The following is a 25,091-nucleotide window of genomic DNA, read 5'->3' as shown; positions in this document are numbered from 1 at the left end:
CTGACAGTCACCATGCACATTTCAGGCAAACCTCGGCGGCAATGGGGTTTGCTTTTTTTATGCCGCTATCAGCTTGTTATGTAAGGGTTTGTAAGAGGATTAACTTGTCATGCAGCGTGATATTGGTTGCCAGGCGGTACGTTCAGATTTGTGAAAAATCATATAACATGATGATTATCATCATAATTAATTCGTTTCTTGGATTTTTTCTCGTCATGAAGCCATGATGCGGTGGCGATAGGCAGACGAATGCGGGAATATCGAGGTGTAGGGTTGTGTAAATTAGTTTGCGGCAAGCTAACCGGGCAAATAATATTATGCGCAAGAATACAGCTTGATCGTGGCGGTTAAAGTATCGCCAGACTGCTTCCATTTTTCAATTTATGTCTTAAATTCCTATGTCCAGCCCATTATTGAAAACCCTGCGCCCCTGGTTAATCTTGTCTATCGTATTGGCTGCTGTTGCGTATGCGCTGTGGAAATATGTGCCCTTGTCCTCCTCCAGCAACCAGGGACCTCCCGGGATGGGGCAAGGGATGCCGCCGGGCGGCCCTGGCGGCCCCGGGGCAGGCGGCCCGCGGCCAGGTGGCGGTTTTCCTGGCGGTGGTCGGCGCGGCATGTTCGGGGAAAGCATGCTGGTGAGCGTCGGCGAGGTGGCGCAAGCGCCGCTTTCCGTGCAGCTGGATGCAGTGGGCACGGTGACTTCGCTCAATACCGTGAACGTCACTGCGCGCGTGGAAGGACAGTTGAGCCGGATATTGTTCACCGAGGGGCAGGAGGTCAAGCAGGGCGACGTGCTGGCCGAGATTGATGCCCGTCCGTATGAGGCTGCGCTCAAGCAGGCCGAGGGTATTGTCAGCCAGTACCGTGCCCAGCTCAAGAATGCCGAGATCGACCTGGCCCGTTACCAGGAATTGAAGGACGAGGACTCGATCGCGATCCAGACGCTGGACACGCAGGCGGCACTTGTGCGCCAGTATCAAGGCAACCTGGACAATGCATTGGGACAGCTAGAAGCAGCCAAGCTGAACCTCGACTTCACCAAGGTGCGGGCGCCGATCAGCGGGCGCATCGGCCTGCGCCAGGTCGATGTCGGCAACCAGGTCACCGTCAATGCTACCACCCCGATCACGGTGCTGGCGCAGACGCGCCCGATCAGCGTGGTGTTCAGCCTGCCTGAACAGCAGCTTTCCACGGTGAGGCGCCAGTTGAAGCAGAACCCCGACAAGCTGGTGGTCGAGGCGCTGGATCGCCAGCGCCAGGTGCGCATCGCCAAGGGCATGGTGGCGAGCATCGATAACCAGATCGACGTCACCACCGGCACGTTCAAGCTGCGTGCGCGTTTTGATAATGCCGACGACAGCCTGTACCCCAACCAGTTCGTCAATGTGCGCCTGCATGCCGCAGAAGTGACCAATGCGCTGCTGATCCCAAGCGGTGCATTGCAGCGCGACGACCAAGGGACCTACGTTTATACGATCGATGCCGAGAAAAAGGTAGCCAAGCAGCGTGTCACGGTCGGCATCAGCCAGGCCGAGCAGGTGGAAATACGCCAAGGGTTGAATGCAGGGCAGCGCATCGTCATCGACGGCGTGGACCGGCTGTCGGACGGCATGGTGGTGCGCGTTGCTGGCGAGGATGATGCCCAGCCTGCGGCAGGCGCCCCTGGCGAGCGCAGGCGAGGCCAATGGCAGGGCGGCCAGCCTGGGCAGGCCGGCGGAGATAACCAGAACAGGGCGGGTGCCCAGGGCCGGGGCCCGCGCTCATGAATCCCTCCCGGATTTTCATCGAAAGGCCGGTCGCGACCACGCTGCTGATGCTGGCCTTGCTGATCTCGGGCATCTTGGCCTACCGGCTGCTTCCTGTCGCTTCGCTGCCGGAGGTGGAGTATCCGACGATACAGGTCAAGACGCTGTATCCGGGCGCGAGCCCTGAGGTGATCAACTCCATGATCACGGCACCGTTGGAAAGCCAGCTCGGCAGGATAGCCGGCCTGGACGAGATGTCGTCCAGCAGCGCAGGCGGCGCTTCGGTGATCACGCTGCGCTTCAATCTCAACACCAGCCTGGGCATTGCCGAGCAGGGCGTGCAGGCGGCGATCAATACCGCTTCCAACCTCTTGCCTAGCGACTTGCCGAGCCAGCCCGTCTACAGCAAGGTCAATCCCGCGGATGTGCCCGTGCTGACCCTGGCGGTGACGTCGGACGCCTTGTCCATGCCCAAGGTGCAGGACCTGGTCGATACGCGGCTGGCGCAGAAGATTGCGCAGATTTCCGGCGTCGGCATGGTGAGCATCAGCGGCGGACAGCGCCCGGCCGTGCGCGTGAGCGCCAATTCCACGGCATTGGCCTCGTACGGCCTCAGTCTGGAGTCCATCCGCACCGCAATTGCCAGCAACAACCTCAACGGCTCCAAGGGCAGCTTCAACGGGGCCACCCGTTCCACCACCATCGATGCCAATGACCAGATGCGCAGCGTGGAGGAGTACCGCAACCTGATATTGAGCTACCAGAACGGGGCGCCGATCCGCCTCAAAGACGTAGCGCAGGCTTATGACGGCGCAGAGAACGAATACCTTGCCGCCTGGGCGGACGACAAGCCGGCCGTGATCGTCAATATCCAGCGCCAGCCGGGCGCCAATGTGATTGATGTGGTCGAGCGCGTGCGCGAGTTGTTGCCGGATTTGGAGGAAAGCCTGCCCGAAAATGTGAAGGTTTCCATCCTGAGCGACCGCAGCCATACCATCCAGGCTTCGGTCAAGGATACGCAGTTCGAGCTGCTGCTCGCGATCGCGCTGGTGGTGCTGGTGACTTTCCTGTTCCTGCAGGATGGCCGCGCGACGCTGATTCCGTCCATTGCCGTGCCGTTGTCGCTGATCGGCACCTTCGGCATCATGTACCTCTCCGGCTTCTCACTCAACAACCTCACCTTGATGGCCTTGACGATCGCCACCGGCTTCGTCATCGATGACGCCATCGTGATGCTGGAGAACATCGAGCGCTACATCGAGCAGGGGGACAATCCACTGCAGGCGGCATTGAAGGGTTCCAAGCAGATCAGCTTCACCATCATTTCGTTGACGATTTCGCTGGTCGCGGTGTTGATTCCGCTCCTGTTCATGAGCGACATCGCAGGGCGCCTGTTCCGCGAGTTTGCATTGACCCTGGCGATCGCCATCCTGGTGTCGATGCTGATCTCCCTGACATTGACCCCCATGCTGTGCTCGTTGTGGCTCAAGCATGTGCCTGATACCGAGAAAGGCCGGTTCTCCCTGGCCGGCGCGCGCATGATGCAGGGTGTGATCGACGGCTATGGCCGCGCATTGAAATGGGTGCTGTCGCACCAGCTGCTGACATTGCTGGCGGCATTGGTGACGCTGCTCATCACCGTCTTGCTCTACCTCTACCTGCCCAAGGGCTTCTTCCCGACCCAGGATACCGGACTGATCCAGGGCATCAGCGAGGCGCCGCAGTCGGTGTCCTTCGCCGCCATGGCAAAGAAGCAGGAGCACTTCGCGCGCGTGATCAAGCGCGACCCTGCGGTGGAAAGCGTATCTTCCTATATCGGGGTGGACGGCACCAATGAGGCGCTCAATACCGGGCGCGTGCTGATCAACCTCAAGCCGCATGCGGATCGGGACGTCAATGCCGGCGAGGTGATCGCCCGCCTCAAGCAGGCCACGGCGGACATCCCCGATTTCAAGCTCTACCTGCAGCCGGTGCAGGACTTGACCATAGAGGACAAGACCAGCCGTACGCAGTACCGCTTCCTGCTTACCGATCCTGACATTGCCGTGTTGCAGTCCGCGATGCCGCGCGTGATGGAGAAGTTGCGCCAGTTGCCGCAGATCACCGACGTTGCGAGCGACCTCCAGGACAAAGGCCTGCAGGCATACCTGGTGATAGACCGCGACAATGCCACCCGGCTCGGCGTGACCGTATCCAATATAAATGCGGTGCTGTACAACGCCTTCGGCCAGCGCCTGATTTCCACCATCTATACCCAGGCCAGCCAATACCGCGTGGTGATGGAAGTGCCGCCTAACTTCCGCAGCGGCCCGGAAGCATTGGCCAATCTCTATGTGCCGGGCAGCAGCACCGATAGCGCGGGCAATACCGTGACCACCCAGGTGCCGCTCAATGCGCTGGTGCGGGTGGAAGAACGCAACACCCTGCTCACCATCAACCATATCAGCCAGTTCCCCGCTGCGACTGTGTCTTTCAACCTGGCGGACCGCGTCGCGCTCGGGGATGCGGTGAGCGCCATCCGCGAGGCGGTGGCCGAGCTGCAATTGCCGGGCAGCGTACAAACCCGCTTCCAGGGTGCGGCGCTCGCTTTCGAGGCTTCGCTGTCCAATACCCTGTTCCTGATCCTGGCAGCGCTGGTGTGCATGTATATCGTGCTGGGGATACTCTACGAGAGCTTCATCCACCCTGTCACCATCTTGTCCACCTTGCCTTCCGCCACGGTCGGGGCCTTGCTGGCCTTGTGGGTGCACGGGCAGGAGATCGGCATGGTGGCGATCATCGGCATCATCCTGCTGATCGGCATCGTCAAGAAAAACGCCATCATGATGATCGACTTTGCCCTGGCTGCGGAGCGCGAGCAGGGGCTCAAGCCGGTGGATGCGATCTACCAGGCCAGCCTGCTGCGTTTCCGCCCGATCCTGATGACGACCATGGCTGCATTGTTCGGCGCCTTGCCCTTGATGTTCGCGACGGGCGCCGGTGCGGAATTGCGCCAGCCCCTGGGTATTACCATGGTGGGAGGCCTGCTGCTGTCGCAGTTGTTGACCATTTTCACCACGCCGGTGATCTACCTGTTGTTCGACCGCCTGGTGCGTCGCCGTGCCAGGGTGGAAACCCGCATCAGCGATGCGGACGAGGAGCTGGCGTAATGCTGGCGGACGGTCGCATATGAAGCGCATCATTTCCTGGTCCAAGCTCAGGAGCGATGAGCGCGGGCCTGCCACCTTGTTCATCCTGCGGCCGGTGATGACCTTATTGGTGTCGCTGGGCATGATGCTCGCAGGCTGGCTGGCTTTCGGCCTGTTGCCGATAGCGCCGCTGCCGCAAGTGGATTTCCCCACCATCAACGTCACAGCGTCGCTCGCAGGCGCCAGCCCGGAAACCATGGCTTCCTCTGTGGCGACGCCGTTGGAACGCAGCCTGGGACGGATCTCCGGCATCAGCGAAATGACCTCGTCCAGCTCGCAGGGCAGCACGTCGATTACCCTGCAGTTCGACCTCGACAAGGATATCGACGTGGCCGCGCGTGAAATACAGGCCGCGATCAATGCCGCTGCGAGCATGCTGCCCAGCGGCATGCCGAACCGGCCCAGCTACCGCAAGATGAACCCTGCGGATATGCCGAGCATGGTGCTCACCATGACCTCGAAGACCAAGAGCATGGGCGAGCTGTACGATCTGGCGTCCAATATGGTGTCGCGCAAGATTTCACAGGTGCAGGGCGTGAGCCAGGTCAATGTCGCCGGGAGTTCGCTGCCCGCGGTGCGCGTGGATATCAACCCTGACGCCCTGGTGCAGCAAGGGCTGTCACTGGATTCGGTGCGCAACGTCATTAGCGCCGCCAACGGCAACGGCCCCAAGGGCTATCTGCAGAACGACGAATATAGCTGGCAGCTGGATGCGGACGACCGCCTGCTGCGGGCCAAGGATTACCGCTCGCTCATCATTGCCACCAACAATGGCGCGATCACGCGCTTGAGCGACGTCGCCAAGGTGTACGACTCGGTGGAGGACATCCGCAACGTGGGTTTCCACAACAACCAGCGCGCCATCCTGCTGATGGTGAGCCGCGAGCCGGGCGCCAACATCATCGAGATGATAGACCGCATCCGCACGGAGCTGCCGAGCATCCAGAGCAGCCTGGGCGAGGACATCAAGCTCACCGTGGTCGAGGACCGCAGCCCGAATATCCGCGCCTCCCTGCATGAGGCCGAACTGACGCTGGTGATCGCGGTGGCGCTGGTGATCCTGGTGGTGTTCCTCTTCCTGCGGAACGGTCGCGCGACATTGATCCCTGCGCTGGCTGTACCGGTGTCGCTGATTTCGACGTTTGCGGCCATGTATCTTTGCGGTTATTCGCTCAACAACCTCACCTTGATGGCTTTGATCATCTCCACCGGCTTTGTCGTGGACGACGCCATCGTGGTGGTCGAGCATATCAGCAAGCGCATCGAGCAGGGCGAAACCCCGTTCAGGGCATCGCTGCGCGGTGCGCGCGAGGTCGGCTTCACTGTGATTTCCATGAGCCTGTCGCTGGTGGCGGTGTTCATCCCGCTATTGTTCATGGGCGATATCACCGGCCGCCTGTTCCGCGAGTTCGCAGTGACGCTCTCGGTCGCAATCCTGCTTTCGCTGTTCGTTTCGCTGACGCTGACGCCGATGCTGTGTGCCTACCTGCTGCGGCGCAAGGACGCCATGGCGATGGAAGGCGAGAATGCCGCAGGCCAGCCCAGGGCGGGCCTGTTCCAGCGCGTACAGCGCGGCTATCGCCGGAGTCTGGCCTGGGCGCTGGATCATTCATTGTGGATGATGGTGATTCTGCTATTCACCATTGCGGTCAACGTCTATCTGTATATCGCAATCCCCAAGGGCATGTTCCCGGACCAGGATACCGGCCGCCTGTTCGGCAACGCCCGCGCTGACCAGGGCGTATCGTTCAATGAGTTGCAGAGAAAGCTGGAAGCGTTCCGCAGCATCCTGCTGACCGATCCTGCCGTGGACCAGGTGATGGGCATGTCGGGCAGCGGGCGCGGCCCCGGTGCCTCCAGCAACTCCGGCAACTTCATCATCATCCTCAAAGACATCCATGAGCGCGAGCCTGCGGAAACCATCATTGCGCGCTTGCGGCCCAAGCTGGCGCAAGTGCCCGGGGCCTCCATGTTCATGGTCAACATGCAGGACCTGCGCATCGGCGGGCGCTCCACTGATTCCAGCTACCAGATGACGCTCAAGAGCGACGACATCAAGGACCTGCGCAAGTGGGAAAACAAGGTGCTGGAAACCCTGCAATCCGTGCCCGAGATCACCGATGTCGGCGGGGGAGGCCGCAGCCGTGCGGTGCAGGTGTATCTCAATATAGACCGCGAGGCGGCCAAACGCCTGGGCATCGACGTGGAAATGGTGATTGCGCTGTTGAACAACTCCTATGCACAGCGCCAGATTTCCACCATCTACGAGGACCAGAACCAGTACCGCGTCGTCATGGGCGTGGACGACAAGTACATGCAGAGCCCCGATATCCTGTCCAGCCTCTATGTGCTGACTACCAGCGGAGCGCGCGTGCCATTGTCCAATTTCGTGACGCTGGGATACAACACTTCTCCTGCATCGGTGCAGCATGAAGGCCAGTTCGCCTCCATTACCTATTCCTTCAACCTGCCTGAAGGCGGCAACCTGGAAAATGCCAAGCAGCAGATCAGGAACGCACTGGCCGACCTCAAGATGCCGCTCAACGTGCAGGCGACCTTTTCCGGCACGGCCAGCGCCCAGGGCAAGGTGCTCAAACAGATGCCGTGGCTGATTTTGGCTGCGCTGGTCTCGGTCTACATCGTCCTGGGCATGCTGTACGAGAGTTACGTGCACCCGCTCACCATCCTCTCGACCTTGCCCTCCGCCGGCGTGGGCGCCTTGCTGGCCTTGATCCTGTTCGATACGCCGCTGACCCTGATCGCCTTGATCGGCATCATCCTGCTCATCGGCATCGTGAAGAAAAACGCCATCCTCATGATCGATTTCGCGCTGGTGGCGGAGCGCGAGCGCGGCCTGTCGTCCAAGGACGCCATCATGGAGGCCTGCCAGCAGCGCCTGCGCCCCATCCTCATGACTACAATGGCGGCATTGCTGGGCGCCTTGCCGCTCATCATGGGCACTGATGGCGATGCGCCATTGCGCCGGCCGCTCGGTATCGCGATCGTTGGCGGCCTGCTCTTGAGCCAGTTGCTCACGTTATACACCACGCCCGTGGTCTACCTTTACCTGGATCGTCTACGCTTGTGGGTGTTGCGTCGCAAGCCCCAGGCTGCAATGTTGGAGAAAATGGAATGAGCCCCTCTTCTGCCAAGCTCGGCATCATCAGCTTGTCCGTACTGTTGTCCGCCTGCATGGTCGGCCCGGATTACCATAGGCCGCAGACCGTGGTGCCTGCCGCATTCAAGCACCAGGAGGGCTGGAGCCTTGCCGCTCCAGCGGACGAGGCGCCGAAGGGCGAATGGTGGGAGCGGTACGGCGATAGCGAACTGAACCAGCTTGTGGCACGGCTCAACGACAGCAACCAGACCGTCGCCCAATACGAGGCACAGTACCGCCAGGCATTTGCCCTTGCGCAAAGCGCCCGCGGCGCCTTATGGCCGCAACTGGATGCAACCGTGGGCAAGACCAGGGCGGGGCAGGGTACCGGCAGTTCGACTTCCAGCCAGGCGGTGCAGACCAGCGGCATACGCACGACGTATAACGCTGCCCTGAACGCGAGCTGGGAAATTGATATCTGGGGCCGCCTGCGGCGTACCCTGGAGGCAAACAAGGCAAGTGCCGATGCCAGCTTCGCCACCCTGGCGGCGATGCGGCTCAGCATGCAGTCCGAGCTGGTGCAGAACTATCTGCAGATTAGGGTGATGGACCAGCAAAAGCGCCTGTTGACGGAAACCGTGGAGACCTACCGTCGAGTGGTGCAGCTGACCGAGAGCCAGTACAAGCGCGGCGTGGTGGCGAGCGCCGATGTGGCTGCGGCCACCACCCAGCTCAAGAATGCGGAGGCCGACCTGGTCGACCTGGTCTGGCAGCGGGCGCAGCTGGAAAACGCCATTGCGGTGCTGATCGGGGAGGCGCCGGCGAATTTCAGCGTGGCTGAAAGCGACCAGATGCCGCAATTGCCCATCGTACCGGCATCGGTGCCCAGCCAGTTGCTCGAGCGCAGGCCGGATGTGGCGGCAGCGGAGCGCTCGGTCATGGCGGCCAATGCCAATATCGGCGTTGCCAAGTCCGCCTATTATCCTAGCCTGACCTTGTCTGCGACGGGCGGCTACCGCAGCAGCACCTTCAACGACTGGATGACCATGCCGAACCGCTACTGGTCGGTCGGGCCACAGCTTGCCATGACCTTGTTCAACGGTTTGCAGAACAAGTACAACGTCGTGCAGTCCGAAGCCAGCTACGATGCCGCGGTGGCAACTTACCGCCAGACGGTATTGACCGCATTCAAGGAGGTGGAAGATTACCTGGTGGCGTTGCATACTTTGGGCGAAGAATCCGCATTGCGCGAGGAATCGGTAACGGCGGCGCGCAAGGCGCTCAAGCAATATACCAACCAATACCGCGTGGGCCTGATCGGCTTCCTGGACGTGGTGACCGCGCAAACCACCGCGCTCAACAGTGAGCGCACCTTGCTGACTTTGCAGCAAAGCCGCCTGATCAGCAGCGTACAGCTGATTGCAGCGCTGGGCGGAAGCTGGGAAGGCTTGCCGGTACAGGACTGATCGACGTTTCCTGGCTTTGGCCTTGCCCCAGCAATGCTGATCCTGCGAGCTGAATCATATGCCGGCTTGCCTGTCTGACTCTGAAAAGGAGGCGGATGGTCACAATAGGTATGAATCCCGGCCATTCATTCACGGATGGGCTGGTCCTGGACGAGCTGGCGGCTGAGATACGCCGGTGCAGGCTGTGCTCGCCTTATCTCCCGCTGGAGCCGCGCCCCGTGCTGCAGGTCGGCGCTACGGCACGCATCCTGATCGCCTCACAGGCGCCAGGCCGCAAGGCGCATGCATCCGGACGGCCTTTCACCGATGCGAGCGGCGCAAGGCTACGGTCCTGGCTGGGCATGCCGCGCGATGTATTTTATGACTGCAGCCAAGTGGCGATTGTCCCCATGGCGTTCTGTTATCCCGGCACCGGCCGGGCCGGTGACCTGCCGCCCAGGCCGGAGTGCGCGGCAGCATGGCGGGCAAGACTGCTGCAATATCTGCCGCATCTGCAACTGACGCTGGTCATTGGGCAATATGCCATGGCGTACCACTTGCCCCATGCCGGGAAAACCGTCACCGACATCGTAGGCAACTGGCGGCAATATTGGCCTGACACCGTGCCCTTGCCGCATCCCAGCCCGCGCAACAATCTATGGCTGCAGCGCAATCCGTGGTTTGAAGCGGAGTTGATTCCGCAGTTGCAGCAGCGCGTCGGCGCCATTCTGCAACCGGGTTAGACGCTTCTGACAGGATTGTCAGCGATTGGCTGACAGACTGGAGCCGACAGGGTTGCTAGAGTCAGGATTCACTACAATCTGAGCCGGAGATATATCGTGAATATCCTTGACCCGATTATGCATACCCTGATGCCCGAGACGGATCAATACAGTGGGGTGGAACCGAAAACCCGGGCATTTCTCGAGGAGCTGGCGGCATCCGACAGCAAGCCGGTGGAAGAGTTGAGCCCGGAGGAGGCGAGGAAAGTGCTCAGCGACCTGCAGTCCGGCGTGGATGTCGAGCTAAGCGGCGTAACCGTTGAGGAACGGGAAATCGCGATCGAGGGACACTCCATCCACCTGTTCATCGTCAAGCCGGCCGATATCGCCATCGACCCGCCCGTGGTCATGTTCTTCCACGGCGGCGGCTGGGTGCTGGGTGACTTCCCTACCCATCAGCGCCTGGTGCACGACCTGTGCGTAGCTTCAAACTGTGCGGTGGTCTTCGTCGACTATTCCCGTTCGCCGGAGGTGAAGTACCCTACTGCGATCATCGAATGCTACCTTGCCACCAAATGGGTGGCGCAAAACGGCGCGGAAATCGGCGTGGACCCAGCCCGCCTCGCGGTGGCCGGCAACAGTGCCGGAGGCAACATGGCGACTGTCGTCTGCATGATGGCTAAGGAAAAGCGCGAGCCCTTCATCAAGCACCAGACCCTGTTCTGGCCCGTCACCGACGCCAGGTTCAATACCGAATCCTACCAGCAGTTCAACGACGGCTATTTCCTTACCCGCAACATGATGAAATGGTTCTGGGACAATTATCTTGAAAATAAGGACGCACGCGAGGAGGTCTATGCGTCGCCGCTCAATGCCAGCCTGGAACACTTGGCAGACCTGCCGCCCGCCTTGATCCAGACTGCGGAATTCGATGTCCTGCGTGACGAGGGCGAAGCTTATGCCCACTTGTTGACGGATGCCGGCGTGAGTGTGACCTGCACCCGTTACCTGGGGACGATCCATGATTTCGGCCTGCTCAACCCGCTTGCCAAGACCCCGCAGGCATACGCCTCCATCATGCAGGCGGCAGGGGAAATCAGGAAACATATCTAGCTGCATCATCCTGGACGGAGGGCATCGGCTGTCGGCTGGTTTTAGCCAGAGGTTTGACAGGGACGGTGCCTTCTGTTTATGATTAACTCCATTATGCAAATCCAGCAGTCCGCATCATTCGTGTTTTCTTCCCTGGCTTTCCTTAGCCTGGGTCTGCTGCTGCGCTTCGCGCGCATCTAATCCTACCTCTTCCTGCCAGTTAGTTTGTTTTGTCCTCGTCGTTGGAGGGCGGAACGATATTGTTTGAATTCCGGTTTATTCCAGAAAGTATTTGCATCATGCGTCACACGCCATATCATTCCCGGCAGTTCCGACTGCCCCGCGGTTGTCAGGCCTTGCGTGAGCGGTAGCCTGCCAGCCGTGGATATTGTCCTGCCGCTGACCAAAGTGATATATCGAACTGAGATCTTGAGAGAATAATGATGTTAAAGAATCCAAGCAGCAAATACCGCCCGTTTACCCCGATTGACTTGCCCAACCGGCAATGGCCGGCCCGCACCATCACCCAGGCGCCGATCTGGATGAGTACCGATCTGCGCGACGGCAACCAGGCCTTGTTCGAGCCCATGAACGCCGAGCGCAAGATGCGCATGTTCAAGATGCTGGTCGAGATCGGCTTCAAGGAAATCGAGGTGGCATTCCCTTCCGCCTCGCAGACCGACTTCGATTTCGTGCGTACCTTGATCGAGGAAGGGCATATTCCCGACGACGTGACCATCGAGGTATTGACCCAGGCGCGTGAAGACCTGATCCGCCGCACGTTCGAATCCTTGCGCGGCGCAAGGCGGGCGATCGTGCATATCTATAACGCGACTTCCCCCGTGTTCCGCGAGACGGTGTTCCGCACCGACAAGGCTGGGGCCAAGAAGATTGCCACCGATGCTGCCCGCCTGATCAAGCAGCTTGCGGACGAGCGCCCGGAAACCGAATGGGTATTCCAGTACAGCCCGGAAACCTTCACCGCGACCGAGCTGGATTTCGCCAAGGAAGTCTGCGATGCCGTTACCGACATCTGGCAGGCCACGCCAGAGCGCAAGGTCATCCTCAACCTGCCTGCAACGGTGGAAATAGGCACGCCCAATTATTACGCCGACCAGATCGAATGGATGCACACCCACCTGGCGCGCCGCGACAGCGTCATCATCAGCGTGCACCCGCACAACGACCGCGGCACCGCGGTGGCGGCGGCGGAGTTGGCTGTGATGGCTGGCGCGGACCGTATCGAAGGCTGTCTCTTCGGCCACGGCGAGCGCACCGGCAATGTCGATTTGGTGACCTTGGCGCTCAATCTCTATACACAAGGCGTCGATCCAGGTTTGGACTTCTCCCAGATCAACAGCATCGCCCGCACGGTGGAAGACTGTACCCAGTTGCCGGTGCATGCTCGCCATCCCTATGCAGGCGACCTTGTGTTCACGGCATTTTCCGGCTCGCACCAGGATGCGATCAAGAAGGGCTTCGCCGTGCAGCAGCCGGATGGCCTCTGGCAAGTGCCTTATCTGCCGATTGACCCGCATGATGTGGGCCGCACCTACGATTCCATCATTCGCGTCAACAGCCAGTCGGGCAAGGGCGGCATCGCCTATTTGCTGGAATCCGGCTATGGCCTCGCCATGCCGCGCCGCATGCAGGTCGAGTTCAGCGGCGCCGTGCAGCGTCTCACCGACAGCAGCGGGCAGGAAGTGAACGCCGAAGGCATCTGGCAACTGTTCAACGAGGAATATATCGCCGCGGATGAGCCCGTGCGCTATATCGACCATGTGCTCGACGAGCAGGACGATATCCAGCATATCAAGCTCACCGCACGCATCCATGGCGTGGAAACCGTGCTCGAAGGCCGGGGCAATGGCCCGATCGACGCCCTGGCGCAAGCTTTCGGCAGCAAGTTCCGCATCCATGACTACGAGGAGCGCGCGCTTGGTGCAGGCGCTGCCGCCAAGGCCGTGGCGTTTGCCGAGCTGGAGAAGGACGGCCAGCCCGGCACCGTGTATGGTGCGGGGATACACGATAACCTGGTCACGGCCTCCATCCTTGCCGTCATCAGCGGCATCAACCGTTTGTACCAGCGCCTTGATGCGGCTACGCAGCAGGCATTCCTGCCACAATGAGTAGTTAGTAGTTAACGCTGACGATCGAAACAGAAAGCCCGCGAATAATCGCGGGCTTTTTGTTATCTGCTATGTCTCCGGATATAGCGCACGATGATCAGGCGGTGCGCCAGCCATGCTCCTATGCCGCATCCCGCCATAACGGTTACCATCGGGAAGGTCGTGCCGTCGTGCAACAGATTGACGAGGCCGCCTGCAATGGTGGCCAGGCCGAACTGCAGCGATCCCATCAGGGCGGATGCCGTGCCTGCCTGCTGGCCGTGGGTGGCCAGCGTGGCTGCTCCCGCATCGGGGCCGATATAGCCGATGCTGGCGACAAAGAGGAAAATGCCGATCAGCAGCAAGGGCAGGGTGATGTGCCCGGTGAGTGACAGGCCGAGCAATAACACCCCGATGCCGCCAGGCAGCCACAGGGCGCGTGAGAGCAGTACGGTAGCCCTATGCTTTTTCAGGCGCCAAGCGTTGATCTGGCTGACCAGGATCAGCCCTGCGGCATTCAGCCCGAATATCCAGCCGTAATGCTGCGCTGGGATGTGGTAATACTCGATGAAGACAAACGGCGAACCGGCGATATAGGCAAACATCCCGGCACGCGCCAGGCCGCCGCTCAATGTATAGCCGATGAACCTACGGTCTATCAACAGCCGGCCGTAGTTCCGGATGATGCGGCCCAGCGCCAGCGGCGGTTCGTGGCGTGTGTCATGGGTTTCCTCCAGCCAGAAATACACCGCGATCAAGCCCAGGATGCCGGCCAGTCCCAATGTGACGAACAGGGCGCGCCAATCGAATACTGTAACAATCCAGCCACCGATTAGCGGCGCGAGGATGGGCGCCAGCCCCATCACCAATATCAGCATGGAGAATGCGCGTGCCGCATCATTCGCGCTACATCGGTCGCGGATGACCGCCATCGTTACCACCATGCCGGCACAGCCGCCCAATGCCTGCAGGAAGCGCCAGAAAATCAGCTCGGGGATGCTGCTAGTAAACGCGCAGCCGAACGACGCCAGGATATAAATCACCAGCCCGACAAGCAATGGCAGACGCCGCCCGAAGCGGTCGCTGAGCGGGCCGTAGAACAACTGGCCGACCGCCAGCCCGACGAAATAACTCGCCAGCGTCAGCTGTGCGCTGCCTGCCTGGGCGAGCAGGCTTTTCTCGATCGCCGGAAAGCCCGGCAAGTACATGTCGATCGACAGCGGTGCAAGGCCGGTGAGGGCCCCCAATAGCAGCAGCCAGCCGCTCATGAGGGAAATGTTGGAGTTAGAGGAGGCAATATTTTTGTTGGACATGGAATATAGGTTTGTCTTGGCAGATGACAGGCTGCAAATGCAACAATCTGCTATGGATATAACAGATGACAAGCAAGGATGAATTTAGTTTGGGGCCGAATGAAAATTATTTGGTGCCGGATTCTTGCACATGAATATGGACGCTTTGTCCAAGTAATTTATGGTATGCCGAGCACTGAATAATTAAAAAGAAAAAGCACGGGTTGTACCGTGCTTTTTTCTTTCATTTCAGGGTTTACTGAAAGAAATCCTTCACCTTGGTCATCCAGGATTTGGCCCGTGGGCTGTGTTTCCCGGAGTCCTGCTGGTTGATGTCTTCCAGTTCGCGCAACAGTTCCTTCTGGCGCTCGGTGAGCTTGACCGGGGTTTCCACCACGACATGGCACATGAGGTCGCCCATGTCGCTGCTGCGCAACGGCTTGATGCCCTTGCCGCGCAGGCGGAACACGGCGCCGGTCTGGGTTTCAGGCGGCACCTTCATCTTGGCGTGGCCGTCCAGGGTCGGGATTTCGATCTCGCCGCCCAGGGCCGCGGTGGTGAAGCTGATCGGCATTTCGCAATGCAGGTTGGCGCCGTCGCGTTCGAAGATTTCGTGCTTCTTCAGATGCACCACGACATACAGGTCGCCCGGAGGGCCGCCGTTGACGCCAGCTTCGCCCTCGCCGGAAAGGCGGATGCGGTCGCCTTCGTCCACACCGGCCGGAATCTTGACCGACAGCGTCTTGTGCTGCTTGACGCGTCCGCCGCCATGGCAGGTCGGGCAGGGTTCCTTGACCATCTTGCCTGAGCCGTGACACTTGGGGCAGGTCTGCTGCACGGAAAAGAAGCCTTGCTGCATCCGCACCTGGCCGTGACCGCCGCAGGTGGTGCAGGTGACGGGTTGCGTGCCGGGGCGTGCGCCGGAGCCGTGGCAGGTCTCGCATTCCGCCATGACGGGGATGCGGATCTTGGTCTCGGTGCCGCGCGCGGCGTCTTCGAGCGAGATTTCCATGTTGTAGCGCAGGTCTGCGCCACGGTAGACGTTGGAGCGTCGGTTGCCTCCACCGCCGCCACCGAAAATATCGCCAAAGATGTCGCCGAACGCATCGGCAAAATTGCCGAAGCCGCCGGCACCTGCTCCAGCTCCCGCGCTCGGGTCCACGCCGGCGTGGCCGTATTGGTCATAGGCGGCGCGCTTCTGGTCGTCAGACAGGATTTCGTAGGCTTCCTTGGCTTCCTTGAAGCTTTCTTCGGCCTTGGGGTTGTCCGGGTTGCGGTCCGGATGGAATTTCATCGCCAGCTTGCGGTAAGCCTTCTTGATGTCATCATCCGAGGCATCGCGGTTGACGCCCAGTACCTCGTAATAATCTCTTTTTGCCATATTTCTCTACTAACAATAAATGAGGCACAGCAGGGAAAACCCTGTGTGCCTCATGAGGTTACATGGTAAAGGATTTACTTCTTGTCATCCTTGACTTCCTCGAACTCGGCATCCACCACGTCGGCGTCCACGGTCTTTTCCTGCGGCTCGGCTTGCTCGGTACCAGCTTCGGCCTGGCTCGCGGCGTAGACCTTTTCGCCCAGCTTCTGGGATGCTTCGATCAAGGCGTTGGTCTTGCTCTCGATGGCGTCCTTGTCGTCGCCCTTGACGACGTCTTCGAGCTCCTGCACGGCCTTTTCGATGGCTTCCTTCTCGGCAGCGTCGAGCTTGTCGCCGTGTTCGGCCAGGGACTTCTTCACGCTGTGGATCGCGCCGTCGGCGCTGTTGCGCGCGTCTACCAGTTCACGCAGCTTCTTGTCTTCATCTGCGTACTTGGCCGCATCTTCTTCCATGCGCTTGATCTCTTCATCGGACAAACCGGAGTTCGCCTTGATGGTGATCTTGTTTTCCTTGCCGGTCGCCTTGTCCTTGGCCGATACGTGCAGGATGCCGTTGGCGTCGATATCGAAAGTGACTTCGATCTGCGGCATGCCGCGCGGTGCAGGCGGAATATCGCTCAGGTTGAACTGGCCCAGGCTCTTGTTGCCGGAAGCCACTTCGCGCTCGCCCTGCAGCACGTGGATGGTCACGGCGGACTGGTTGTCGTCGGCTGTCGAGAACACTTGCGATGCCTTGGTCGGGATCGTGGTGTTCTTCTGGATCAGCTTGGTCATGACGCCGCCCAGGGTTTCGATACCGAGGGAGAGCGGGGTGACGTCGAGCAGCAGCACGTCCTTCACGTCGCCTTGCAGCACGCCGCCCTGGATGGAAGCGCCCACTGCCACGGCTTCGTCAGGGTTCACGTCCTTGCGCGGCTCCTTGCCGAAGAATTCCTTCACCTTTTCCTGCACCTTGGGCATACGGGTCTGGCCGCCGACCAGGATTACGTCCTGGATGTCGGATACCTTGACGCCTGCGTCCTTCAATGCCACTTCGCAAGGCTTGATGGAGCGCTCGATCAGGTCTTCCACCAGGCTCTCGAACTTGGCGCGGGTGATCTTCACCACCAAGTGCTTGGGGCCGGAAGCGTCAGCCGTGATGTAAGGCAGGTTGACTTCGGTCTGGGTGCTGGAGGACAGCTCGATCTTGGCCTTTTCGGCGGCTTCCTTCAGGCGCTGCTTGGCCAGCAGGTCGTTGCGCAGGTCCAGACCGTTTTCCTTCTGGAATTCGTCAGCCAGGAAGTCGATCAGGCGGTTGTCGAAGTCTTCGCCGCCGAGGAAGGTGTCGCCGTTGGTGGACAATACTTCAAACTGGTGCTCGCCATCGATTTCGGAGATTTCGATGATGGAGATATCGAACGTACCGCCGCCCAAGTCGTAAACGGCAATCTTGCGGTCGCCTTCCTGCTTGTCGAGGCCGAAGGCCAGCGCGGCCGCGGTCGGCTCGTTGATGATGCGCTTGACGTCCAGGCCTGCAATGCGGCCCGCATCCTTGGTGGCTTGACGCTGTGCGTCGTTGAAGTAGGCAGGCACGGTGATGACGGCCTCGGTCACTTCTTCACCCAGGTAGTCTTCCGCGGTTTTCTTCATCTTGCGCAGCACTTCTGCGGAGATTTGCGGAGGCGCTAGTTTGTCATTGCGCACTTCCACCCAGGCGTCGCCATTGTCAGCCTTGGTGATGGTGTAAGGCATCAGGCCGATGTCCTTCTGCACTTCTTTTTCTTCAAAGCGGCGACCAATCAGACGCTTAACCGCGTAAAGTGTGTTTTTGGGATTAGTCACGGCCTGGCGCTTGGCTGGCGCGCCAACCAAGATTTCACCGTCTTCCTGGTACGCAATGATGGAGGGCGTGGTGCGGGCACCTTCGGCGTTTTCGATCACGCGTGGCTTGCCGCCTTCCATTACGGCTACGCAGGAGTTGGTGGTGCCTAAGTCAATACCAATAATTTTTCCCATTGTCTTGATTCCTTGTGTTCTTTTGACTCTAAAAGTGGATAACTATGTTGCCAAAGTGGGGATAGGCGATGCGATTTCAAGCCTGGTATGCAAAAATCGCCTGCAAATATCTTGTCGGCAACCGAAGGGGCTTATTTCGCGACCATGACCAGTGCCGGGCGCAGCACGCGTTCGTTGAGGGTGTAGCCCTTCTGCAGCACGTTGACCACGGTATTGGCCTCGGCATCGCTTTCAACCGCGCCGATCGCCTGGTGCTTGTTGGGGTCGAATTTCTCGCCGACCGGGTTGATTTCGACAATGCTGAATTTCTCGAATACGGAAGTCAGTTGCTTGGCGGTTAACTCAACGCCGTCGCGATAGCTTTCCAGCGTGGCGGAACCCACGCTGAGTGCGGCATCCAGGCTATCCTTGACCGCGAGCAGCTCGCTCGAGAATTTTTCCAGCGCGAACTTGCGCGCCTTATCAATATCATCCGCTGCACGGCGGCGGATGTTTTCACCTTCCGCCTTGGCATACAGCACGGCGGCTTGCTGCTCGGCCACCTGGGCTTCCAGTTCGGCAATCCTGTCATCAATCGAACCTGCGGCGCCGGCTTCTTGCGCTGGGGTGGAGGCATTTTCCTGCAGGTCGGTTTCTGGCGTCTTGTCTTCGTGTTGCATGATAGTCCCTGTTGGTGATGATGTAACAACGAAGCAAATGGGGGTATATGCCCGGATTACAAGAGGGGCGGAGTAATTTTATTCGAGCGGGATTGGCTGCACCGGTTAGCGTGCTATTGTGCCGTGACCTGCGCCAAGGCCTCCAGCACGGCATCCACTGCCGGGACCTGGCCTTGCCCGCCGAGGTTGCGGATCTTGTGCTTGTCCTGCGCCAGCACCCCTGTCAGGCGCGGGTCGGTGTCGGTATAGATCGCCACGGTGGGCCGGTTGAGCGCAGCGGCAAGATGCACCAGGCCGGTATCGACGCCGATCGCGGCATGGCTATGGCCGATCACGGCAGCGAGCTGGGTGAGGGATAGCCGCGGCAGCACCATGCAGCCGGGAACCGCGCTGGCAATGCGCTGCGCGCGGGCCTCTTCGGTCGCGTTCCCCCAGGGCAGCACCAGTGCCAGGCCTTGCCCGAGCAAGGCGTTGCCCAGCTGGGCCCATTGGTTTTCCGGCCAGAGCTTGGAGTCGCGGCTGGTAGCGTGCAGCCCGGCGATATAACGGCTGGGCAATTCCAGCGCGGCATCGGGAGCCGCAGCATGAATGCCGTAGTCCGGCGGGTTGGACGGAATCGCATAGCCCAGCGCGCGCGCCGCCAGTTCGCGGTTGCGCGCGACCGCATGCTGGCCGCGCGCCACGGGGTGGCGCTGCTGGTAGAGCAGGGCCGCCCAGGATTCCCGCGCGGATGCGCTATCCTGCCCATGATAGGTGCCGTGGGCTTGCCAGCCGATCAATGCGCTTTTCAGCAAGCCCTGGGTGTCGATGACATGGTCGTACTCGTGGGCGCGCAGCCGGCGGCGCATGTCGCGGATTTCCTGCCAAGTGTTGGCCTGGAACAAGTGCCTGCGCCAGCGCCGGACTGCGACGGTAATGACTTCGTTTACACCCGGATGTAGCCTTGGGATGTCGGCAAAGCTTTCTTCCACTACCCAGTCGATCTGCATGTCCGGAAACGCAGCCTTGATGTCCGTGATGACCGGCAGGTTATGGATGACATCCCCCAGGGAAGTGGTTTTGATCATGAGCAAACGAGGCATGGGCGGCATTTTCGCATACAATTCAGCTTCTTTTCCCAATTGAAGGCTAGAGCCATTGAAGTTTGCTTTCCTGATCTTCAAGTATTTCCCTTATGGCGGCATGCAGCGCGACATGTTGCGCACTGCCACCCGGCTTGCCGAGGCCGGGCATTCCGTGGACATTTTCACCATGTCGTGGGATGGCCAGATGCCAGGGGAGAACCTGCCGGAAGGCAATATCCGTGCGCACATCATGCCGGGCAATGGCTGGTTCAATTTCCAGAAATACCAGGATTTCATCCGCCAGGCGCAAGCCCGCATTGCGCGTGAGCTCAGTTTCGACCTGGTCGTGGGTTACAACCGCATGGGCGGCCTAGACGTGTATTTTGCCGCCGATCCATGTTTTATCGAGCGCGCCCATAGGCAGCGCAACTGGCTGTATCGCCTGACGCCGCGCTACCGCTGGTTCCAGGGAACAGAACAGGCCATTTTCTCTCCGCAGGCGAAGACGCAGATGCTGATGGTGGACATGGCGGAAAAAGCCGTATTCCAGCGTTGGTACCAGACCCAGGACGACCGCTTCCACTACATCCCGCCCTATCTTTCCGGCGAACGCCTGCAATTACATGACCGTGCGGAAATGCGCGCCTATCTGCGCAATGCGTTCAACCTGCCGCCGGAGACGAAGATTGCCCTGCTGGTAGGCTCAGGGTTCTACATGAAGGGGCTGGATCGCGCCGTGCAGGCATTGGCGAGCTTGCCTGCCGACATGCGCAAGGATTTCAAGCTGATCGCGATCGGGCAGGACAAGCCTGCGCCGTTCATCAGGATGGCAAACAAGCTCAAGGTGGCAGACAACCTGATCATTTCACGCGGCAGGCCCGACATCCCGCAATTGATGCAAGGCGCGGATTTCTACCTGCATCCGGCCTACCGGGAAAATACCGGGCTGGTCATCCTGGAGGCGCTGGCGAGCGGCTTGCCGGTGCTGGCGACAGCCAGCTGCGGCTATGCGGTGCATGTCCAGGAGGCGGATGCCGGGCAAGTGGTGCCGGTGCCGTTCGAGCAGGCGACGTTGAACCGGATGCTGCAGGAGATGGTGTCGCTTGTGCATGCAAGGGACACCCGGTTGGAGCGGTGGCGCGACAACGGTTTGCAATATGCGCGCAGATTGATGGCGGAGAACGACGGCAGCGCCGAGGCGGCGATCATGCTGCGGATTGCCGGGCAAAAGCAGGAGGCTGCGGTATGACTTGCGAAGCGTTGCAGTTGTCGCCGGAACTGGCACAGGCGCTGGGGGAGGGTGACGTATTCGCGCGCGTGATGGCGCTGGAGGGGGAAGTGTTCCGCGATGTGCCGGGACGCAAGACCATACGCGTGGAGATTGCCGGCCAGCCCTATTTCATCAAGCAGCACTTCGGCGTGGGTTGGGGGGAGATTTTCAAGAACCTGCTGGCGCTCAAGGTGCCCGTGGTCAGTGCGAACACCGAGAAGCAAGCGATAGAAAAGCTCGGCGAGATCGGCATTGCCACCACGCCGCTGGCAGGTTTCGGCAGCCGGGGGTGCAGCCCGGCAAGCCGCCAATCTTTCCTCATCACCCGCGACCTAGGCGAGATACTGTCGCTGGAGACCCTGGCGGACCAGTGGATGCAGGCGCCGCCCGAGCCGCGCTTCAAGCGCCGCTTGCTGCTGGAAGTCGCCGCCCTGGCAGCCCGCCTGCATGACAGCGGTCTCAATCACCGAGATTTCTATATCTGCCATATCTGCCTTGACCTGCCGCGGCTCAGGCACGGAGATATCCATTTGTACCTCATAGACCTGCACCGGGTCGGAATTCGTGAGACAATCCGCCCCCAGGATCGCATGAAGGATATAGCAGCATTATATTTCTCTGCGATGAATGCGGGACTAGTCCCCAGGGATTATCTGCGTTTCCTGCGCCGTTACCGTGGCAAGCCGATCAGGCAGGTCATGCGCGAGGAGCGTGATTTCTGGCAGCAGGTGCAGTCCCGCGCCATCAAACTTTATATCAAACTACACAAGGTTGAGCCTGGGCTGCACCAGATTGGCGGTATGATCGGCTAATGCATGGCAGCTCTGGCGTACAGCCGGAAAATCTATGCAAATGCCATTCAAGTTCGCCTGGAAGCGTTCCGACTGGAGCGCTTGGTTCAACTACTACCTGTTCTTCTTCTATTTCTCCGGTATCACGCACATCCTGCTGCAAATCAGCGGGGCGACCATTTTTGTCGGCATGCGCCAAGCGGTCGTGATGAGCCTGCTGTGGCTGATACCGGTCATGCTGGTGCCGCGCCACGCACGCAAGATAGCCGCCGTGATTGGGCTGGTGCTATGGGTGTTCTCGCTGGTCAGCCTCGGGTATTTCTGTATTTATGGGCAGGAGTTCTCGCAAAGCGTGATGTTCACGATTTTCGAGTCCAACCCGGCCGAGTCCAGCGAGTTCATTGCCCACTACTTCGTCTGGTGGATGATCCCGGTATTGCTGTTGCATAGCGGGGTGGCGTACTGGCTCTGGCGCAGGCTGGGACCGCTCCAGATCAGCGCACGCGCAGCTTGGGCCGTGACCGCGGGCATCCTGGTCTTGCTGTTCGTGCAGCCGATGTTCAAGCAGTTGGTGCTCAACAAGGCAAGCCTCGATGATGCCGTGGAAAAATTGCAAATACGCATGGAACCTGCCGTGCCCTGGCAGATGGTGATAGGCTACATCCACTACCGCAAGCAGCTTGCCAATATGGAAGCCTTGCTCGAGCAGAACAGCAGGATTCCACCGCTATCCAACCTGCAGGACGCCAACGCCGGCCAGCCTGCGACTTTGGTGCTGGTGCTGGGCGAATCGACCAACCGCCAGCGCATGAGCCTGTACGGCTACCACCGCAAGACGACGCCAAAGCTGGACGCCCTGCGGCATGAGTTGAGCGTGTTCGACAATGTGGTGACGCCACGGCCCTACACCATAGAAGCACTGACCCAGGCGCTGACGTTTGCGGACCAGGAACATCCCGAGCTGTATCTTACCAAGCCTTCGCTCATGAAGATGATGCGCCAGGCGGGTTACAAGTCGTACTGGATCACCAACCACCAGACGATTACCAAGCGCAATACCATGCTGGCCAACTTCTCCAAGCAGACGGACGAGCAGTTCTACATGAATAACAGTCGTGCACAGAACTCCCGCGAGTATGATGCCAATGTGTTTACCCCGTTCGAGGAAGTGCTGCGTGATCCTGCGCCTAGGAAATTCATCATCGTGCATTTGCTTGGTACGCATATGAAATATGAGTACCGTTACCCTGCGGAATTTGACGTGTTCAAGGGACGCGAGGGCGTGCCGGCGATGCTGAGCGAGGGGCAGGCCAAGGTCTATAACCAGTATGATAATGCCGTGCTCTACAATGATTACGTAATGTCCACCCTGATTGAAAGCCTGCGCGAGCGCGCCCCGAACAGCCTGCTGGTCTACTTTTCCGACCACGGCGAGGATGTCTACGATGCACCGGGCCATGGCATGCTGGGGCGCAACGAGGCCAAGCCCACCCTGCCCATGTATACGGTGCCTTTCATCGTATGGGCGTCCGAGCAGTGGAGGTCCGGGCATGACATGCGCTTCGACGGCATGTTGGAGCGCCCCTACAGCAACGCGCATTTCATCCATACCTGGGCGGATCTGGCCGGCTTGAGCTTCGATGGCTTCGAGCCGTCCCTCAGCATTGTGAATGCGCAATTCAAGGAGCACCCATTGCTGATTGGCGACCCGTACCAGCCTGACACCATCCGTCCGCTGGATATTCATGCCCATGACTGACCCCGCTGCGCTCTCCATCCCTGATTTGCAGCAATATGCAAAAGGGGCTGCTGCTGCAACATTCGGCCTGGTGCTGGATGACGGCAGCGAATTGCAGTCGTTGGAGGTCGTGCGTCGTGTTCCCGGCAAGCGCCTGGTTTGCCGCGGCTTGCTGAACGGGCAGGCTATTTACGCCAAGTTTTTCATCGGCGGCCAGGCCGCCAAGTATGCGGCGCGCGACAAGCGCGGTTCCCTCTGGCTGGCGCAGGCGGGGCTTGCCACACCGGCCTTGCTGCTTGAGTCCCGTGTGGCGGGTCAGGGATGCGAAGTGCTGCTCTATGCAGCCGTTCCAGCCCGCAATGCCGAGCAGGTTTGGCAAGATATGGATGCCGGGGAGAGGCTTGCGCTGGCCCGGCGCTTGGTCGCGGAGGTTGCCAGGCATCATCGCGCGGGATTGCTGCAAACGGACTTGTACCTGAAAAACTTCCTGGCGGATGCGCAGGCTATCTATACCCTGGATGGGGACGGCATACGGCGGCTGCGCGCCTTGGGCAGGCAGCGGCAACAATGGGACAACCTGGCTCGGTTGATCTCGAAGTTCGATGTCGATGCAGTGCCTGCCTGGTTGCCCGGCCTGTTGCAACAATATGCGGCCACGGCAGGCGAGCAACTGCCCGATATCGGCAGTATGCAGCGGCTTATCGCGCGGCACTGGCAATACGAGATGCGCCAGTACGCGAGGAAAGTGCAGCGCCCGTGTACCGATGTATATGTGGAGCAGACATCCCGGCATTACCTGGCGGTCAATCGCGCCAAGGACAGCCCAGTATTGCGGCAGGCATTGGCCGCGCCCGACGGTTTGCTCGATGCCGCAGGCGCATTGCGGCTCAAGAGCGGGAATACTTGTACCGTGGCTGCGATTGAAATTGATCAGCGCAACATGGTGATCAAAAGGTACAATATCAAGAATTTCTGGCATGGCCTGGGCCGTGCTTGGCGGCCTTCCCGGGCTGTGCTGTCATGGGCCAATGCCTTCCGCTTGCAGTTGAAGGGCATTGCCACCCCGACGGCCGTGGCCGTACTGGAGCGCCGGTGGCTGGGCTTGCGCCGCGAGGCTTATTTGCTGACCGAGTTCGTGCATGCCGGTGATGCGGCGGAGTTCTATGCCGATGCGTCAATCGGACAGGAAGCGCGCGAGCAGGTAGCGCGGCGCATTGCCAGGCTGTTTTACCAGTTATTTTGCCTGCAACTGGAACATGGCGATTTCAAGGCGACCAATGTCTTGATACATGAACAGCATCCATTGCTGATCGATTTGGACAGCATGCGGCAACATGCATGCAGAAAGCGGTTTGAGCGCAGGCACGTGCGCGACCTGCAGCGGTTCTTCAAGAACTGGCAGGCCGACGCCGAGACCAGCCGGTTGCTGACAAAGGCCTTCCGGGCGGTTTATACGGATAGCCTCGTACTGGACCGGGCGGGCATCGTAGTTAAATAAAGCG

General features: G+C 60.0%; 16 protein-coding genes. 11 read left to right on the top strand and 5 right to left on the bottom strand.

The features are described 5' to 3' along the window. Positions 1 to 440 precede the first annotated feature (440 nt). The 7 genes from ACW4YW_RS03815 (at position 441) to leuA (ending at position 13,421) form a co-directional block, all read left to right on the top strand. Positions 441 to 1,769, top strand: a complete 1,329-nt coding sequence (locus ACW4YW_RS03815; RefSeq protein WP_457136342.1) for an MdtA/MuxA family multidrug efflux RND transporter periplasmic adaptor subunit — start codon at positions 441 to 443, stop codon at positions 1,767 to 1,769. Beyond that, positions 1,766 to 4,897, top strand: a complete 3,132-nt coding sequence (locus tag ACW4YW_RS03810) for an MdtB/MuxB family multidrug efflux RND transporter permease subunit (RefSeq protein WP_457136341.1) — start codon at positions 1,766 to 1,768, stop codon at positions 4,895 to 4,897. The genes ACW4YW_RS03815 and ACW4YW_RS03810 overlap by 4 nt, the downstream gene beginning before the upstream one ends. A 19-nt stretch (positions 4,898 to 4,916) precedes the next feature. Then, positions 4,917 to 8,072 (top strand): multidrug efflux RND transporter permease subunit, encoded by a 3,156-nt coding sequence (locus tag ACW4YW_RS03805; protein WP_457136340.1) that lies wholly within the window; start codon positions 4,917 to 4,919, stop codon positions 8,070 to 8,072. Further along, entirely contained in the window at positions 8,069 to 9,499 is a 1,431-nt protein-coding gene (locus ACW4YW_RS03800) for an efflux transporter outer membrane subunit (RefSeq protein WP_457136339.1), read from the top strand. The genes ACW4YW_RS03805 and ACW4YW_RS03800 overlap by 4 nt, the downstream gene beginning before the upstream one ends. 95 nt (positions 9,500 to 9,594) lie before the next feature. Continuing rightward, entirely contained in the window at positions 9,595 to 10,221 is a 627-nt protein-coding gene (locus ACW4YW_RS03795; RefSeq protein WP_457136338.1) for a uracil-DNA glycosylase family protein, read from the top strand. A gap of 96 nt (positions 10,222 to 10,317) precedes the next feature. Further along, positions 10,318 to 11,313, top strand: coding sequence for an alpha/beta hydrolase (locus tag ACW4YW_RS03790; RefSeq protein ID WP_457136337.1), 996 nt, complete (start codon positions 10,318 to 10,320; stop codon positions 11,311 to 11,313). Between the two features lie 422 nt (positions 11,314 to 11,735). Beyond that, complete coding sequence (gene leuA / locus ACW4YW_RS03785; protein WP_457136500.1) at positions 11,736 to 13,421, top strand: 2-isopropylmalate synthase; 1,686 nt, start codon at positions 11,736 to 11,738, stop codon at positions 13,419 to 13,421. Between the two features lie 62 nt (positions 13,422 to 13,483). On the opposite strand, the gene ACW4YW_RS03780 is transcribed toward leuA, so the two are convergent. The 5 genes from ACW4YW_RS03780 to waaC all read right to left on the bottom strand — a co-directional run bounded on the left by ACW4YW_RS03780 (position 13,484) and on the right by waaC (position 19,793). Next, the gene (locus tag ACW4YW_RS03780) at positions 13,484 to 14,713 is read right to left on the bottom strand and encodes a Bcr/CflA family multidrug efflux MFS transporter (protein WP_457136336.1); all 1,230 of its coding nucleotides are present in this window, start codon (positions 14,711 to 14,713) and stop codon (positions 13,484 to 13,486) included. Between the two features lie 235 nt (positions 14,714 to 14,948). After that, the gene (dnaJ, locus tag ACW4YW_RS03775; RefSeq protein WP_309564697.1) at positions 14,949 to 16,073 is read right to left on the bottom strand and encodes a molecular chaperone DnaJ; all 1,125 of its coding nucleotides are present in this window, start codon (positions 16,071 to 16,073) and stop codon (positions 14,949 to 14,951) included. Positions 16,074 to 16,147: 74 nt separating this feature from the next. Then, the gene (dnaK, locus tag ACW4YW_RS03770; RefSeq protein WP_457136335.1) at positions 16,148 to 18,067 is read right to left on the bottom strand and encodes a molecular chaperone DnaK; all 1,920 of its coding nucleotides are present in this window, start codon (positions 18,065 to 18,067) and stop codon (positions 16,148 to 16,150) included. 131 nt (positions 18,068 to 18,198) lie between these two features. Further along, positions 18,199 to 18,726: a nucleotide exchange factor GrpE gene (gene grpE, locus ACW4YW_RS03765; protein WP_457136334.1), complete on the bottom strand. Its 528-nt coding sequence runs from the start codon at positions 18,724 to 18,726 to the stop codon at positions 18,199 to 18,201. 113 nt (positions 18,727 to 18,839) lie between these two features. Next, a complete protein-coding gene (gene waaC / locus ACW4YW_RS03760) occupies positions 18,840 to 19,793 on the bottom strand; it encodes a lipopolysaccharide heptosyltransferase I (protein WP_457136333.1) in 954 nt (317 codons plus the stop codon). Positions 19,794 to 19,863: 70 nt separating this feature from the next. On the opposite strand from waaC, the gene ACW4YW_RS03755 reads away from it, so the two are divergent. From ACW4YW_RS03755 to ACW4YW_RS03740, 4 genes are read left to right on the top strand one after another with little or no spacing between them, the layout of a single operon-like run. Then, positions 19,864 to 21,039, top strand: a complete 1,176-nt coding sequence (locus tag ACW4YW_RS03755; protein WP_457136332.1) for a glycosyltransferase family 4 protein — start codon at positions 19,864 to 19,866, stop codon at positions 21,037 to 21,039. Then, positions 21,036 to 21,872 (top strand): lipopolysaccharide core heptose(I) kinase RfaP, encoded by an 837-nt coding sequence (rfaP, locus tag ACW4YW_RS03750; protein WP_457136331.1) that lies wholly within the window; start codon positions 21,036 to 21,038, stop codon positions 21,870 to 21,872. Before ACW4YW_RS03755 ends, rfaP begins: the two co-directional genes overlap by 4 nt. Before the next feature lie 34 nt (positions 21,873 to 21,906). After that, entirely contained in the window at positions 21,907 to 23,610 is a 1,704-nt protein-coding gene (gene cptA, locus ACW4YW_RS03745; RefSeq protein WP_457136330.1) for a phosphoethanolamine transferase CptA, read from the top strand. After that, a complete protein-coding gene (locus ACW4YW_RS03740; protein WP_457136329.1) occupies positions 23,603 to 25,087 on the top strand; it encodes a lipopolysaccharide kinase InaA family protein in 1,485 nt (494 codons plus the stop codon). Before cptA ends, ACW4YW_RS03740 begins: the two co-directional genes overlap by 8 nt. Positions 25,088 to 25,091: the final 4 nt, after the last annotated feature.

The sequence above is a fragment of the Methylobacillus pratensis genome, assembly GCF_054072455.1.
This window is presented reverse-complemented; position numbering and strand designations above follow the sequence as displayed.

Coding starts and splice junctions, on each gene's coding strand:
- ACW4YW_RS03810 (WP_457136341.1), top strand. CDS start 1,766: ATGAATCCCTCCCGGATTTTCATCGAAAGGCCGGTCGCGACCACGCTG.
- ACW4YW_RS03805 (WP_457136340.1), top strand. CDS start 4,917: ATGAAGCGCATCATTTCCTGGTCCAAGCTCAGGAGCGATGAGCGCGGG.
- ACW4YW_RS03800 (WP_457136339.1), top strand. CDS start 8,069: ATGAGCCCCTCTTCTGCCAAGCTCGGCATCATCAGCTTGTCCGTACTG.
- ACW4YW_RS03795 (WP_457136338.1), top strand. CDS start 9,595: ATGGTCACAATAGGTATGAATCCCGGCCATTCATTCACGGATGGGCTG.
- leuA (WP_457136500.1), top strand. CDS start 11,736: ATGTTAAAGAATCCAAGCAGCAAATACCGCCCGTTTACCCCGATTGAC.
- ACW4YW_RS03780 (WP_457136336.1), bottom strand. CDS start 14,713: ATGTCCAACAAAAATATTGCCTCCTCTAACTCCAACATTTCCCTCATG.
- dnaJ (WP_309564697.1), bottom strand. CDS start 16,073: ATGGCAAAAAGAGATTATTACGAGGTACTGGGCGTCAACCGCGATGCC.
- dnaK (WP_457136335.1), bottom strand. CDS start 18,067: ATGGGAAAAATTATTGGTATTGACTTAGGCACCACCAACTCCTGCGTA.
- grpE (WP_457136334.1), bottom strand. CDS start 18,726: ATGCAACACGAAGACAAGACGCCAGAAACCGACCTGCAGGAAAATGCC.
- waaC (WP_457136333.1), bottom strand. CDS start 19,793: ATGATCAAAACCACTTCCCTGGGGGATGTCATCCATAACCTGCCGGTC.
- rfaP (WP_457136331.1), top strand. CDS start 21,036: ATGACTTGCGAAGCGTTGCAGTTGTCGCCGGAACTGGCACAGGCGCTG.
- cptA (WP_457136330.1), top strand. CDS start 21,907: ATGCAAATGCCATTCAAGTTCGCCTGGAAGCGTTCCGACTGGAGCGCT.
- ACW4YW_RS03740 (WP_457136329.1), top strand. CDS start 23,603: ATGACTGACCCCGCTGCGCTCTCCATCCCTGATTTGCAGCAATATGCA.